The organism is Streptosporangium sp. NPDC053982, from assembly GCF_055585205.1.
The window spans coordinates 358349-371637 of the sequence record NZ_JBVJKQ010000008.1 but is presented as its reverse complement, the minus strand read 5'-3'; the positions used below and the strand labels follow the sequence as shown (position 1 = coordinate 371637).

Genomic DNA, 13289 nt, shown 5'->3' with positions numbered 1-13289 from the left:
CGTCCGGCCGGCATCGACCCGGCCGGTTCTGGAGGTCCTGGAGATGATGTTCCTCGAACTGTTCGTTCCGCGCGGGACGAAGAGCCCCGAGCAGCTGCGCCGGCTCGCCGAGGGGCTCACCATGAAGGCGCTGCTGACCCATGTGGACGCCATCCGCGACGTCGTGGGCGGCGACGAGGGGTCCGGCACCGATCCCGGGGTGATGGACTTCCTGGACACGATCACCCATGTGGTCGTGCACGAGATCGGCACCTGGGTCGTCGGCGGGAACGTGCTGGGCCCGGCCGGGCCGACCCGCTACGTGGCGCGCGTGTACGTGCCCGGCCCCTGGCGCAAGGACATGAGCGCGTTCTTCGTCGCCGCCGTCACCCGGGTGATCTCACAGGCCGACCCCGACCCCGAGCGCCACCACCGCGAGCCGTACGTCGAGGTACACGTCATCGGTGTGCCGGAGGGCGGATACGGGATGTCGGGCCGGGTCGTCGGCGAGTCGGCGCTGCTGGAAATGATCAGTGACGCCAGGACCGGAACCCCGGCTCCGGCTGACCCCGGCGTGTTCGTCGATCCGGTGTGCGGCATGACCACCAGGGATCCGGTGGCGACGTTGGAACACGAGGGCACGACCTACGGTTTCTGCTGCCTCTCCTGCCGCCGCCACTTCGCCGACAGGCTGGCCGAAGCGGTACGGTGAACGGCGGAACGCCGGGCGGACCGGCCGTGGCCCGGCCCGCCCGCTGGCTCAACCCCGAGCCGGTGAGCCGGTGGGACACCGGCGACTCGTTGGCGAGCGCCTACGGCGCGGTCGTCCCGATGCGCGAATGCCGCAACGTCGTCCGACTCTCCGCCTTCGTCGAAGATCTCGCCTGACGGCCTGGCGTCGACGTCAGCGGAGGATCCAGCGTTCGGCGGGGGCGGGGTAGCAGGTCTTGGCGCCGGACTCGAAGCCGTCGCCGAAGGCGCGGGTTCGTTCGAACCCGCTGCCGTGGGCGGCCGGGTCGGTCCACGCGGTGCCGGGCAGGTCCCGGCCGGAGAAGACCGCCAGCGTGGCCTCGTCCAGATCGCCCTCCTCCAGCAGGTTCTGCTGCGCCACCCACCGCGCCCACGCCCCGGCGAAGCAGTCGGCCTGCAGCTCGCGCAGCACTCCGGCCTGCTCCTGGCGCGGCAGCCGGGCCTGCATGGCGTGACCGAACTCGTGGGCCAGTACGAAGGACGCGGCGAAGTCGCCGCCGCTGACGTAGTACGGGATCATCAGCCCGGACTCGTCCCACGCGATGAAGTCCCCGGCCGGGCAGTAGAAGGCGTTGCGGGCGGGCGCGGGCTGGTCGCCGCAGGCCGGGCCGCCGCCCTCGTCGGAGCGGTAGTAGGTGTAGGCGCGCGGCTTGCCGTAGGAGCCGCCCAGTTCCGGCACCTGGCTGCTCCAGTACCGCTCCAGCAGGCCGAGGGTGGCCGACAGGGTGCGCTGGTAGGCGGCGTAGTCGAAGGACGTGCGCCCGTCGGTGCCCAGAGGAGCCGAGTCCCGTCGGCTCGGTGTGGTGCCGCTCTTCTGCTCCCGGTGCCGCTTGACGTCGTCGATCGCCTGCTTGATCACGTCGGTGATGCTGCGGTGCTCGCCGTCCCCCGCCGAGCAGGCCGGGAGCAACAGCACCAGTGCGGCGATCACGGCGGAGATCGCCCGTAACCGGGCGCGGGGACGAGGCGGGCGGGGGTTCGTCGTCGGCGTCACCCGCCCGCCGCTACCCAATCACTGACAAAACATCCGTGACGCACCGACTAGGGCGAACCGCCCGTGGCTCAGCGGACGGTGTCGAGGAAGCGGAGCACGCGTTCGGTGAGCAGCGCGGTGGCCTCCGCGTCGTACGTGGACAGGCTCGGGTCGGCGAACAGGTGCCGGTCACCCGGGTAGAGGAACAGCTCGGCGTCCTTGGCCTCCACGACCAGGGCGCGGGCCGCATCGAGGTCGCCCTCAGCGACGAAGAGCTCGTCGGCGTCCATGCCGTGGACCTGCACCGGAACCCCCTCCGGCCACGCACCGCCGTACTCCGAGACCGGCATGCAGGCGTGGAACAGCAGCGCGCCCTTCGCGCCGGGCCGCGTCTGGGCCAGCGACTGCGCCGGGAGGACGCCGAGCGAGAACCCGGCGTGGACCAGCTCGCCGGGCAGCCCCTCGGCGGCGGCCCGCCCACGCTCGGTCAGCACGTCGAACCCGACCTTCTGCGCGTGGGCGACGCCCTCCTCGAAGTCGTCGAAGACCTCCCCCTCGTACAGGTCAGGGGCATGGACGGTGTGCCCGGCCCGCCTGAGCTCCTCGGCGAACTCCAGCACCCCGGCCGTCAGCCCGTGCACATGGTGGAACAGGAGAACCTCGGCCATACTCACTCCCTTCGTCCGGCGGCACCGGGACGGCTTCCGCCGGGGGACGAGTATGGCGGGGCACACCGACAATCCCGACGATCGGCCACGCTCCGGCCGGATGTCCGCGTTCCTCGCCGGTCAGTGGTCGCAGAAGAGCGATGGAAGACGGCTTCTTGAGACTGAGCAACCTTCTGTGCTTCCGGCGGCGTAAAGGCGGGTGACTGTCATCTGAAGAAGGACCGTACATGGCGGATCGATCCGAGTACGACGCGTTCGTCGAGGCGTCGTGGCACCGGCTGCTCCGCACCGCCTACCTGCTCGCCCGTGACTGGGGAGCGGCCGAGGACCTGGTGCAGACGGCGCTGCTGAAGGCATGGCAGGCGTGGCCGCGTCTGGGCGACGAACGTGAGGCGTACGTCCGCAAGATCATTGTGAACCTGCACGTCTCCTGGTGGCGGCGTCGCTGGAGACAGGCCGAGTTGACCAGGGAGTCACCGCCCGACCGGACGCAGGCGGCCGACCACATGGGACAGGCCGACGACCGCGAACTGGTCTGGCAGGCACTCGGCCGGTTGCCCGCCCGGCAACGGGCCGTCGTCGTGCTGCGGTTCTTCGAGGACCTGACCGAAGCCCAGACCGCTTCGACGCTCGGCTGCAGCGTCGGGACGGTCAAGAGCCAGGCGAGCAGGGCATTGGCGAAGCTTCGGATGGACGAGTCGTTCGCGTACGACAGGAGGGGGTAGCACCATGCATGTCGACCAGGGAGAACTCCGCGGCCTGCTGGACGAGCGCAGCCGCCCCGCACTCGACCGCCCGATCCCGTGGCACTCACTGCGGGCCAGGACGCGCGGCGCGCGGCGGCGCCGGCTGGCGGCCGTCACCGCCGCTGTCACCGCCACCGTCGCGGTCGTCACCACGGGAGCGATCGCCGGCCTGCGCGGGCCGGACCACGTCGATCAGCCGACCACCGCGAAAGTGACCGAGAAGCTCCCGGCCCGGTACGAGGAGTCCGACGGCACCGTCTACCGCAGACTCACCACGGCGGTCTTCGACCCGTCGCGCGAGGAATCGAAGACGTTTCAGGTGGAGGTGAGCGGTAAGCCGGTGGCCATCCTGCCTGACTGCCCTTCCCCCAAAGCCGCGCAACCGAATGTCAGCGCGCGGGTGCCGGGCCTGGACAAGGACTTCATGCTGTCACCGGCGCCCTTTCTGATGAACTCGTGCGAGCGGGGCAAGGCGGTCGACATGCAGCCCTTCCCCGCCGGGACACGGACGGTGAGATTCACCGTCAAGGCATACTCGGAGAAGATGCCTCCGGGAAAATGGCGGTTCGGCGTGTACGAGTGGACCCCGCCGGCCACGACGCGGACCGCCTCACCCCCGGTGGACCCGCCCGCGAAGATCGGGAAGGACCTCAGCCTGACCGCCAAGGGCAGCGCCACCTGGCCCGGTACCCGTGAGGTGACGCTCACCGTGCCGAACAGGGGCCGCAGCCTGGCCGTCGTCACCTACTGCGGCGACGACCTCGCCGAGCGGCTCAGGCACGAGGTGTGGGTGAACGGGCGCCCGGTCAAGGGCTTTCTCGTCTGCTCCGCCCTTCCCGAGAGCGGGTATCTCCATCTGGGCAAACGGCCAAGCGGTGAGAAGACGACAACGATCAGGGTCCACCTGGAGACGTCCATCCCGCAGTACCTGCGGCGCCCCGGAACGCTGACGGTGGCCGTTTATGACGGGGAGTGATCGTGCCATCCGGCAACCGGTTCAGGGGCCGTGATCATGAGCTGTCGGGTCTCCTCATCGGACGGCTCGACAACATTACGAGACACAGGAGACCCGACCGGTTGTCCGGACGAGGGTTACAGGTGAAAGGTATGGGCGGCACTCGGCTTAAGGAATGATCGAAACTGATCCGGTCGTATCGGTCAGGCCGGAGGGCCGAACCCTCCGGCCTTCACCTCCTCGATGAAGGACCGCCATACGGCGGGGGCGAACAGGAGCGCGGAACCGGCGGGGTCCTTGCTGTCGCGGACCGCGACGGTCCCGGGCAGGTTGGAGGCGACCTCGACACACTGCCCACCATTGTCTGAAGAACGTGATGACTTCCGCCACACTGCGGCGCTCAGGTCCACTCCCGCCTCGCTTCCTCGATCTTTTTCGTGGATATATGTCCAGGATAAGCCCATTGGCGTATCGCTTCATAGCGGTCCCATATCGAGGCCACGTAGATAGGGTCGTCCGTAACCTGTCCTTCGACAGGCGAATCCGCGTGAACGGTGTCCGGTTGTCCGTTCGGAAGCTTGGCGATCATAAAAGGCCCGGCCAGTCCGGCCATGCACTCCGGGTCGACGATCTGAATTGAGACGTCGGGTCGTTGCGTGATCTCCAGCAGGTGTGAGAGCTGCTCACGCATCACTTCCGAGCTGCTGACCTTGCGACGCAGCACACCCTCATCGAGGAGAACCAGAAGCAGGGGAGAGTTCTCTCGACCGAGGATCAGCTGACGTCGCATGCGGGCCTGGACGCGTTCCTCCACCTCCTCGGGAGCAGCACGGGGGCCATTGATGAAGATATGCCGGGCGTATGCCTCAGTCTGTAGCAGGCCGGGGACGAGGAGCGGGTCCCAGGAGCGCAGGACCAGTGCGTTGGGTTCGATCTCCTCGGTCCAGCTCATGAACCAGGCCGGGCTGCCCGGCTTGGCGAGGATGCGGTGGTAGAGCCGGGTGAAGGAGGTGGCGCCCTCCAGGCCGTAGAAGCGGTCCAGCCGCTCGGCGTCCGCCCTCGACGGGGTGCGGGTCGCGGCCTCCAGACGGCTCACCTGGGTCTGGGTGCAGCCCAGCCGGGCGGCCACCGCCGCCTGGGAGAGCCGGGCCTCCTCCCGCAGCCGGCGCATCTCCGCGCCGAACCGCATCCGCGGTGAGGCGGGGTCGAGGAAAGGCTCGACGCTCATCGCATTCCTCCCGAAAAAGAGAAAAAGGGCTCCCTGTTCCGGCGGCGATACCGCGACACGGTTTGCGTAAACCGGCGGTCGTCATCCCCCGCCATCTCCGGTTATGCGGACCGGCAATTTCCTCACCTGCCGCGAGGGCAATCTAATCACACGCATTCCCCTTCCGGCAGGAAGGGCGGGAAAGCGGATGATCCCCCTTCGGACAGGAGAGAAACCAGCGGTACATCATCGGGAAAGCAACCTTTCCGGCAGGCTCTTCTCTGCCCGCACCACACATGACAGGGCGCTCCCCTCCGCTCGTCCAGCACCGGCCGTCCCTTCGTCGCCACAACCCGGAACCGGCCCTTGACTCACCGACGCGGCGTCCGGCCATCCCGTACAAGATCCACCTTCACCCCGAGAGAGATGATCATGGAAGCATTCGAACGTGCCCGGCTGGACGCCTACTTCGCCAAAATCACCGCTCGGTTCGTCACCGATGAACAGGTCACGTCCTTTCTGGTGACGCACCTTCTGCCCGAACGACCATGCTTCGTCCACGCGGTCGCGGCCATGAGCCGTCTGCGGGCGGTGCTGCCCAAGCCGAAGTCGATCACTGCTGCCGCGCAGCGCGAGGTCGAACAGACCGTCCCGGTCGACGCGCTCTCCCGCGAGCTGTTCGACCGGCCCGAGACGGCGCTGGACTACTTCGAGTCCCGGGCCGCCGCCGAGCCGATCGTGCTGCTGGACGTCGGCGGCTACTTCGCCCCGACCTTGAACGACCTGAACGGAAGTTTCTCCGGCCGTCTTCTCGGAGTGATCGAGGACACCGAGAACGGCCACCGGCGCTACCAGGCTCTCGGCGGACTTCCCTGCCCGGTGATCTCGGTCGCCCGTTCGCCGCTGAAGGACCCCGAGGACTTCCTCGTCGGCCAGTCGGTGGTCTTCTCCACCGAGGCCGTCATGCGCAGCCGCGGTGACATCCCGCACGGCCGCACGGCCCTGGTGATCGGCTTCGGCAAACTCGGCAGCTCGATCGCCCGCCTGCTGCACGCCAAGGGAGTCCAGGTCACCGTCTTCGACATCGACCCCGTCCGGCGCACCCAGGCCATGTCCCAGGGCTTCGCCGTGGCCCATGACCGGCACAGCGCCCTGGCCGGAGCCGGGCTTGTGCTCTGCGCGACCGGCGCGGTCTCCCTGCGCGGCGAGGACTTCCCCCATCTGCGCAACGGCGCCTACGTTGCCACCGTCACCTCAAGTGAGGACGAACTGGAACTCGACGGACTGCCGGACGTCTACACCCGCACGATGGTCGGCGACCATGTCACCCGCTATCAGACAACCGGTCACTATTTCTACCTGGCGAACGGCGGTAACGCCGTCAACTTCCTGCACGGCGCGAGTGTCGGACCGTTCATCTTCCTGGTCCAAGCCGAGATACTCGCCGGAATCGGAATGCTCACCCGCGGCGACCTCGCCCCCGGTATACACGAGGTCTCCACGGCCGACCGCGCCGCCATCGCGGCGATCTGGCTCTCCTACTTCAACAGGTGATCGACTTGGCCATCACGGCAGACCACATCCGCGCCGTCATCGGCGACTACCTCGACGCGCATCCCGAGGAGAAGCGCGGCCTCGCCCCGATCCTGGAACTGCTGGACGACGGCGCCGGCCTCACGTCCCGCAAGGAGTTCCGCGGCCATGCCACCGCAGGCGCGATCCTCGCCGACCCTGACGGGCGCGTCCTGCACATCCACCATCTCGCCCTGGACAGATGGCTCCTGCCCGGCGGTCATCTGGAGCCGTCCGACGCCACCCTCCTGGACGCGGCCCTGCGTGAACTCGTCGAGGAGACCGGCGTCCCCTCCCACGCCGTCACCCCGGTCGGTGACCGTCCCGTCCACATCGACGTCCACCCGATTCCAGCCAACGACGCCAAGGGCGAGCCCGCTCACCAGCACTTCGACTTCCGGTTCCTCTTCCGCACCACCGCCGATGTCGGCCCGCTCCAGACCGAGGAGATCACCGACGCCGCCTGGCGGGCCGCCGACGACATCAACGGCACCGCTCTGCGGCACCGCGTCATCCAGGCACTTCGCTGACTCGGCCGTATCGATCAGGCCGGCGAGTCGAACTCGCCGGCCTTGACCTCGCCGACGAAGGATCGCCATGTGGCGGGAGCGAACAGCAACGCGGGACCGAAGGGGTCCTTGCTGTCGCGGACTGCGACGGTTCCGGGCAGGTTGGAAGCGACCTCGACGCACTGCCCACCGTTAGGACCGGAACATGATGACTTGCGCCACACGGCACCGCTCAGGTCCATGTCCGCCTCGCTTCCTCGACCATTTTGAGGGACATACGTTCAGGATAAGCACTTCGGCGTAGCGCCTCATATTGGTTTCTAACCGAAACCACGGATTCATAGTCGTCCGTAACCTGCCCCTCAACCGAGGAATCGGCATGGATCGTGTCCGGCTGGCCGTTCGGAAGCTCGGCGATCATAAAAGCACCCGACATGCCCGCCAGGCATTTCGGATCGACGATCTGCACGGAGATCGCAGGCCGCTGAGCCATCTCCAGTAGATGATCGAGCTGCTCGCGCATCACTTCGGCGTCTCCGACCTCGCGATGCAGCACCCCCTCGTCGATGAGGGCCGTGAACAACGGAGAGGCATCTCTGTCAAAGATCTGACCTCGCCTCATGCGCATCCTCACGCGCTCCTCCAACTCCTCCGGAGTGATCCGGACGCTGTGCTTGAGCACGTGCCGCGCGTACGCCTCGGCCTGAAGGAGACCCGGGACGAGGAGTGGATCCCATGATTGGAGGACCAGTGCGTTGGGTTCGATCTCCTCGGTCCAGCTCATGAACCAGGCCGGGCTGCCCGGCTTGGCGAGGATGCGGTGGTAGAGCCGGGTGAAGGAGGTGGCGCCCTCCAGGCCGTAGAAGCGGTCCAGCCGCTCGGCGTCCGACCTCGACGGGGTGCGGGTCGCGGCTTCCAGGCGGCTCACCTGGGTCTGGGTGCAGCCCAGCCGGGCGGCCACCGCCGCCTGGGAGAGCTGGGCCTCCTCCCGCAGCCGGCGCATCTCCGCGCCGAACCGCATCCGCGGTGAGGCGGGGTCGAGGAAAGGCTCGACGCTCATCGCATTCCTCCCGAAAATGAGAAAAACGGGCTCCCTGTTCCGGCGGCGATACCGCGACACGGTTTGCGTAAACCGGCGGTCGTCATCCCCCGCCATCTCCGGTTATGCGGACCGGCAATTTCCTCACCTGCCGCGAGGGCAATCTAATCACACGCATTCCCCTTCCGGCAGGAAGGACGGGAAAGCGGATGAGCCCCCTTCGGACAGGAGAGAAATCAGCGATGCCCCATCAGGAAAACAGCATTTCCCATTCCTCTCCCGGCCCCTCGAACATCCCGGACCCCGCAACCGTGGAGCAGCAGACCCGGTTCATCCACCTGGTACGGCTCGGCTGGGACCTGCGCGTCCTCGGGGTGCGCACCTCGCTGGTCCTGCCGGTGGCCGGGGACCCCGTCCTGGAGGTTCACGCGGCGGCCGGGGTCCTCGCCCGAATCACGGCCGTGCGGCACCGCCGCGACTGGGTCTTCACCTGGCGGCCCTGGTGGGTGCGTCTATGGCGGCGGGACGAATGGGTGTGGGCGGAGGCCGACAACGCGGCCGACATCGTCAGGGCCGAGGTCTCCGGGGCCACCGGGGTGGCCGCGTGAGACCGGACGGGCGGGCCGTACGGGCCCGCGTGTGGCGGCGGGAGTTCCCCGGTCGGGTGTCCTCCGTGCCGGCCGCCCGCGCCTGGGCCCGCGACCTGCTGGCCGTACGGCTCGCCCCCGGCGTCCTCGACGACGTCCTGCTGCTGCTCAGCGAGGTCGTCACCAACGCCGTCACCCACTCAGACTCCGGCCGTACGGCTGGCGGCCGGGTGACCGTCCACCTGGCCCACGGCCCCGGGGGCGTCCACGTCGAGGTCGTCGACGACGGCTCGGCCACCAGCGCGCCCGCCGTGCACGTGCCGCGGACCGACGACGACGGCGGACGGGGGCTGTGGCTGGTCGCCCTCCTCGCCACCGCCTGGGGCGCCTCCGGACACGACGACGAGGCGGGAAGATCCGTCTGGTTCGAAATGCTCCGCGACCCGCCCCGGGGGCCGTGAGATCTTCGGCCTCGGTGCCTTGAAGGCTTGAAGGCTTGAAAAGGAGTGCGCCCTCCCGCTCCCTCGAACCCTACAGGTTACGGAAATCCGGGTCCTCGGCACAGGATGTCCCTGCGCCCGGAGAACACACGGACGGGGAAGCGACGGACCATGACCCCCGGCGCAGAACGATCACGCACCACTCGTCACCGAGCCCAAGAGGAGAGTGATCATAGTGAGGACACGACGCACGATCGGCGTGCTGCTGGCGGCGGCCACGGTCGCGGTGACGCCCCTGGCCACCACCCCGGCGCAGGCCGGCGCCCTCGCGTGGGATTGCAGCCCCGGCTACTCCTGCTACTACGACGGCGGCAACGGGACGAACAGGATCTGGGTCGCGCCCAGCGGCGGCAAGTGCTTCGACCTGGGGCAGATGGGCCTCAACGACCGGATCTCCTCCATCTACAACAGGGGCAACGGGACGGTCCACCTCTACAACTGGATCGGCTACGAGATCGGCTACTGGGACTACCTGGAATCGGTCCCGAAGGGCGCGATGAAGAGCCTGACGGACAACAGCAACAAGGTGGACAGGGTCTGCATCGACGGCTGACGGCCCACCGAGGGGACCGGACCCGCCCACGCGGCTCGTTCTCACCCGCTTCGAGCACAACCGCCTACGGGGAATTCTTTTTCAGGCACGGGAGGAAAAGCTTGAACAGCAGACGACGAATCGGTGCGGTGCTGACGGCCCTGGCCGTCTGCGGCGGTGTGTTCACCGCGGCCGGACCGGCCGCGAACGCGCAGGCCCGCTACTACTACAACACCTGGAAGAACGCCTCGGGCTGGGCGGCCCCCACCCCTCATGACGACCTTCCCATCGGCACGCTCTACGCGGGACGCAACTACTTCTTCTGCCAGAGGCAGAACGCCGCGCATCCCTGGACCGAGGGGAAGTACAAGAACAACTGGTACCTGTACACCGACCTGGACACCCCAAGGGGCGCCAAGGGGTGGATCTCCGCGGTCTACGTGACCGTCGGCGGCAACTGGGAGCCGATCCCCGGCCTGCCGCGCTGCTGAGAGCCGCGGCCGGGCCGTACGGTCTCACCGGACGGGGGCATCGTACGGCCCGGCCGTAAATCGCCGATAGCGCGTCCCATTCGCCCGCTTTTCCGAGGAAAGATCAATTTCTTCCTCGCGGACCGGGGACGTCCGACATAATCGAGGAATGGAGCCGGCTGGCTGGGCGGTACGGGTTCCGACGGGATACACGCTGGGGGCGTGGAAGATCTGCTCCGGCATCGCGACCGGAGGCTGGAGCAGCGTCTACGAGGCGCGGCGGACGGCTCAGGGGCGAGATGACGTCCCGGACCGCGTGGCGCTGAAGTTCATCCCGACCGGGACGTTGAACCGGCGTCAGCTGGGTCATCTCGCGGACATGACGCACCGCGAGATGAGGCTGTACGAGCGTCTGGAACATCCCCGGCTCATCAGGCTCTTCGACACCCTGACCGTCGACGATCCGGCCCATCCCGGACTGGACGGCGCCGCGGTCCTGGTGATGGAGCTGGCTTCGGGCTCGCTCGCCGACCTGCGCCGCGAACACGACGCGGGACCGGTCCCCGACGCCCCGCGGCTGCTCGCGGAGGTCTGCGAGGGGATCGCGCACCTGCACGCCGAGGGGTGGGTGCACGGCGACCTCAAGCCGAGCAACATCCTGATCATGGCCGACGGCTCCGTACGGCTCGCGGACTTCGGGCTGGCCGCCGAACTGGAGGGCACCCACGGTTACCTCCCGCCCCTCGGCTCGTCCGACTACGTGCCTCCGGAGCGCTGGACCGAGCCCCTCGGCCAGCGAGGCATGCCGGTCCGTACGACCGCCGACATCTGGGCCTTCGGCGTCATCGCCCACCAGATGCTCACCGGCTCCTTCCCGTTCGCCGGGACCACCGCGCGCGGCCGGGCCGCCGCGGCGGCGGAGTACGCCGGGGGGAAGGCGACGCCGGCGCTCGACCCCTCGCTCCCGGCGGAGTGGCGGGAGGTGATCTCCGACTGCCTGACGCCGCGGCACGCCGACCGGCGGGAGCACAGCGCCGAACGGTTGCTGGCACGGGTGCGGGAGCTCGCCGCGGACCGGCCCGTCGCGGCGAGCCGTACACCGGCGGCGTCACGGCCGCGCGCGCTCGCCAGGCTCGTCGTTCCCGTGGTGGCGGCCGGGATCGTCCTCCTGCCCGTCCACGGGGACGGCGCGGGCATCCCGCGGCAGGAGCGCCGGACGTCCGCCCAGCAGGGGGACATCCGGCAGGGGGAGCGTCCGGCGTCCGCCTACTCGAAGTGGTTCCGGACCGACGCCGACATCCCCCGGCGGTACTACGACCTGATCGTCCAGGCCGGCACCATGTGCCACGAGGCGGGCGTGTACCCGGCCTCCGTGGCGGCCATCCTCAAGGCGGAGAGCGGCTTCGACCCCCGGCTCAGCGACCCCGTCAAGAACGAGTACGGCATCGCGCGCTGGTCTCCGGAGGTGCTGCAGCTCTACCTGCCCCCGGGCAGGCGCAGCGTCGTCCCGAAGCCGCCGTTCACCCCGGAGGACTCCATCCCCGCCCTGGGCCGCTACCTCTGCCGCTTCGCCCCGGCCCTGGAGGCGGTTCCGGGCGATCCCGCACTGAACCTCGCGGCCTCCTACCGGACCGCCGACTACGTCATCCGCCAGGAGAACGGCATCCCCGCGCGGCTGCGGCCCTACACCGAACGCGTCCTGCGGGCCCTGTCCCGCTACCGGCCCGCGGCGCCGTCACCCGTCGCCTCCGCCGGGGAGCGACCCACGGACTGACCGGGCCTCCCCTCCGCGGGGCGCGGTCAGGGCAGGAGGGCGAGGTGCTCCTCACGCACCAGGTCGAACCGGAGGGCCAGCGACACCAGCGCCGCCCGCTGCCAGTCGGCCTTGGCCGGCGCCCCTCCCTCCGACGGCTCCTTGACCCGCAGCTTCGTACGGGCCAGGTAGTCGATGTGGAAGTTCACCGCGGAACGGGTGAGGTCCGGGCACTGGGGAAGCCCGTGGAGGCGCTCCAGGATCTCCGGCACCGTGGGGATCACCACGGTCGAGCTGTCCCGCAGCCGGGGTTCGCAGAGGGCCACGAGGATGAGGAAGTACTTCGTCGTCTCGTCGAGCGAGAACGCGGCCGTGGTGGCCTCGCCGTGACCGGGTTCCGGGATCCCGGGATCGGCGTAGGCGTGCTGCGACGCGAAGACCATGAACGACGCCGAACCCTGCGTCCCCGGAACCACGACGCGGGCGAACTCGAACGGCACCGGCATGTCCAGCCGTCGCGGCGCCACCTTGACGAACTCCCCGCCGCCCTCGGGGTTCTCGACCACGTACGTGGCGGTGGCGCTCAGATTGCTGATCGTCCAGTGGTCCTCGACCGCGCGCACGCGCCCCGCCAGCCGTGACACACCCGGGTTCGGCAGCCGGATGTCCACCGGGTATCCGTCCGCCCCACGGCCGAAGGTGGCGTCCTGCCCGACGGCGAGCTCGTGGAGCTCCGGGACATCGGCGCCTCGTGACGCGGGGAGCTGAACGATGACACCTCTCATACGTGCCGCACCGCCTCTTCCACGCGGTGGCTCCCGAACGCGCCACCCGACACAGGCGACATCATGACAAAAAAACGGTCGCGGATGTCATGGACGAGCGACTTCGCATACCGCCGGGCCGCCGGCCGTACCCGTGCCGGGCGACGACGGCGGCGCCGGGGCGGGGAACCGGTCGCCCCGGCGGAACCGGTCGCCCGGCGGGCTCGGCGTGGTCAGGGCGCCGAGCCCGCCGGGCGGGGTGTCACGGCCTCACGAGCCGGACGG

18 protein-coding genes are annotated in these 13289 nt (G+C 69.1%); 11 read left to right on the top strand and 7 right to left on the bottom strand.

What is annotated here, in order from left to right:
• Positions 1-43 precede the first annotated feature (43 nt).
• Complete coding sequence (locus ACZ6W9_RS17045; protein WP_389970096.1) at positions 44-691, top strand: YHS domain protein; 648 nt, start codon at positions 44-46, stop codon at positions 689-691.
• A complete protein-coding gene (locus ACZ6W9_RS17040) occupies positions 688-867 on the top strand; it encodes a hypothetical protein (protein WP_389970093.1) in 180 nt (59 codons plus the stop codon). Before ACZ6W9_RS17045 ends, ACZ6W9_RS17040 begins: the two co-directional genes overlap by 4 nt.
• Before the next feature lie 16 nt (positions 868-883).
• On the opposite strand, the gene ACZ6W9_RS17035 is transcribed toward ACZ6W9_RS17040, so the two are convergent.
• Positions 884-1660: a neutral zinc metallopeptidase gene (locus tag ACZ6W9_RS17035; protein WP_470118535.1), complete on the bottom strand. Its 777-nt coding sequence runs from the start codon at positions 1658-1660 to the stop codon at positions 884-886.
• Between the two features lie 131 nt (positions 1661-1791).
• The gene (locus ACZ6W9_RS17030) at positions 1792-2370 is read right to left on the bottom strand and encodes a dienelactone hydrolase family protein (protein ID WP_389970087.1); all 579 of its coding nucleotides are present in this window, start codon (positions 2368-2370) and stop codon (positions 1792-1794) included.
• A 227-nt stretch (positions 2371-2597) separates the two neighbouring features.
• On the opposite strand from ACZ6W9_RS17030, the gene ACZ6W9_RS17025 reads away from it, so the two are divergent.
• Both ACZ6W9_RS17025 and ACZ6W9_RS17020 read left to right on the top strand, forming a co-directional pair.
• Positions 2598-3095, top strand: a complete 498-nt coding sequence (locus ACZ6W9_RS17025; RefSeq protein WP_389970083.1) for a SigE family RNA polymerase sigma factor — start codon at positions 2598-2600, stop codon at positions 3093-3095.
• 4 nt (positions 3096-3099) lie between these two features.
• The gene (locus tag ACZ6W9_RS17020; RefSeq protein WP_389970080.1) at positions 3100-4092 is read left to right on the top strand and encodes a hypothetical protein; all 993 of its coding nucleotides are present in this window, start codon (positions 3100-3102) and stop codon (positions 4090-4092) included.
• Between the two features lie 182 nt (positions 4093-4274).
• On the opposite strand, the gene ACZ6W9_RS17015 is transcribed toward ACZ6W9_RS17020, so the two are convergent.
• Both ACZ6W9_RS17015 and ACZ6W9_RS17010 read right to left on the bottom strand, forming a co-directional pair.
• Positions 4275-4535: a DUF397 domain-containing protein gene (locus ACZ6W9_RS17015; protein WP_389970077.1), complete on the bottom strand. Its 261-nt coding sequence runs from the start codon at positions 4533-4535 to the stop codon at positions 4275-4277.
• A complete protein-coding gene (locus ACZ6W9_RS17010; RefSeq protein WP_470118532.1) occupies positions 4472-5299 on the bottom strand; it encodes a helix-turn-helix domain-containing protein in 828 nt (275 codons plus the stop codon). The genes ACZ6W9_RS17015 and ACZ6W9_RS17010 overlap by 64 nt, the downstream gene beginning before the upstream one ends.
• A gap of 411 nt (positions 5300-5710) precedes the next feature.
• On the opposite strand from ACZ6W9_RS17010, the gene ACZ6W9_RS17005 reads away from it, so the two are divergent.
• Together ACZ6W9_RS17005 and ACZ6W9_RS17000 are read left to right on the top strand one after the other, a co-directional pair.
• Positions 5711-6832, top strand: coding sequence for an adenosylhomocysteinase (locus ACZ6W9_RS17005; RefSeq protein WP_470118530.1), 1122 nt, complete (start codon positions 5711-5713; stop codon positions 6830-6832).
• Between the two features lie 5 nt (positions 6833-6837).
• Positions 6838-7380: an NUDIX hydrolase gene (locus ACZ6W9_RS17000; RefSeq protein WP_389970068.1), complete on the top strand. Its 543-nt coding sequence runs from the start codon at positions 6838-6840 to the stop codon at positions 7378-7380.
• A gap of 14 nt (positions 7381-7394) precedes the next feature.
• Here the strand turns inward: ACZ6W9_RS17000 and ACZ6W9_RS16995 are convergent, their stop codons facing one another.
• A complete protein-coding gene (locus ACZ6W9_RS16995) occupies positions 7395-7601 on the bottom strand; it encodes a DUF397 domain-containing protein (protein ID WP_389970065.1) in 207 nt (68 codons plus the stop codon).
• The gene (locus ACZ6W9_RS16990) at positions 7592-8419 is read right to left on the bottom strand and encodes a helix-turn-helix domain-containing protein (RefSeq protein ID WP_470118527.1); all 828 of its coding nucleotides are present in this window, start codon (positions 8417-8419) and stop codon (positions 7592-7594) included. Before ACZ6W9_RS16990 ends, ACZ6W9_RS16995 begins: the two co-directional genes overlap by 10 nt.
• A gap of 290 nt (positions 8420-8709) precedes the next feature.
• Here ACZ6W9_RS16990 and ACZ6W9_RS16985 point away from each other — a divergent pair, with 290 nt between their 5' ends.
• From ACZ6W9_RS16985 to ACZ6W9_RS16965, 5 genes are all read left to right on the top strand, one after another.
• Positions 8710-9006: a hypothetical protein gene (locus ACZ6W9_RS16985; RefSeq protein WP_470118524.1), complete on the top strand. Its 297-nt coding sequence runs from the start codon at positions 8710-8712 to the stop codon at positions 9004-9006.
• Complete coding sequence (locus ACZ6W9_RS16980) at positions 9003-9446, top strand: ATP-binding protein (RefSeq protein ID WP_470118521.1); 444 nt, start codon at positions 9003-9005, stop codon at positions 9444-9446. Before ACZ6W9_RS16985 ends, ACZ6W9_RS16980 begins: the two co-directional genes overlap by 4 nt.
• A gap of 214 nt (positions 9447-9660) precedes the next feature.
• A complete protein-coding gene (locus ACZ6W9_RS16975) occupies positions 9661-10038 on the top strand; it encodes a peptidase inhibitor family I36 protein (RefSeq protein WP_389970056.1) in 378 nt (125 codons plus the stop codon).
• Positions 10039-10139: 101 nt separating this feature from the next.
• Positions 10140-10508 carry a hypothetical protein gene (locus ACZ6W9_RS16970; RefSeq protein ID WP_389970054.1) on the top strand — a complete coding sequence of 123 codons (369 nt, stop codon included), beginning with the start codon at positions 10140-10142 and terminating at the stop codon, positions 10506-10508.
• A gap of 148 nt (positions 10509-10656) precedes the next feature.
• Positions 10657-12261, top strand: coding sequence for a serine/threonine protein kinase (locus tag ACZ6W9_RS16965; protein ID WP_470118519.1), 1605 nt, complete (start codon positions 10657-10659; stop codon positions 12259-12261).
• A gap of 26 nt (positions 12262-12287) precedes the next feature.
• Here ACZ6W9_RS16965 and ACZ6W9_RS16960 read toward each other — a convergent pair whose 3' ends face one another.
• Positions 12288-13025, bottom strand: coding sequence for an FHA domain-containing protein (locus tag ACZ6W9_RS16960; RefSeq protein WP_470118517.1), 738 nt, complete (start codon positions 13023-13025; stop codon positions 12288-12290).
• Positions 13026-13289: the final 264 nt, after the last annotated feature.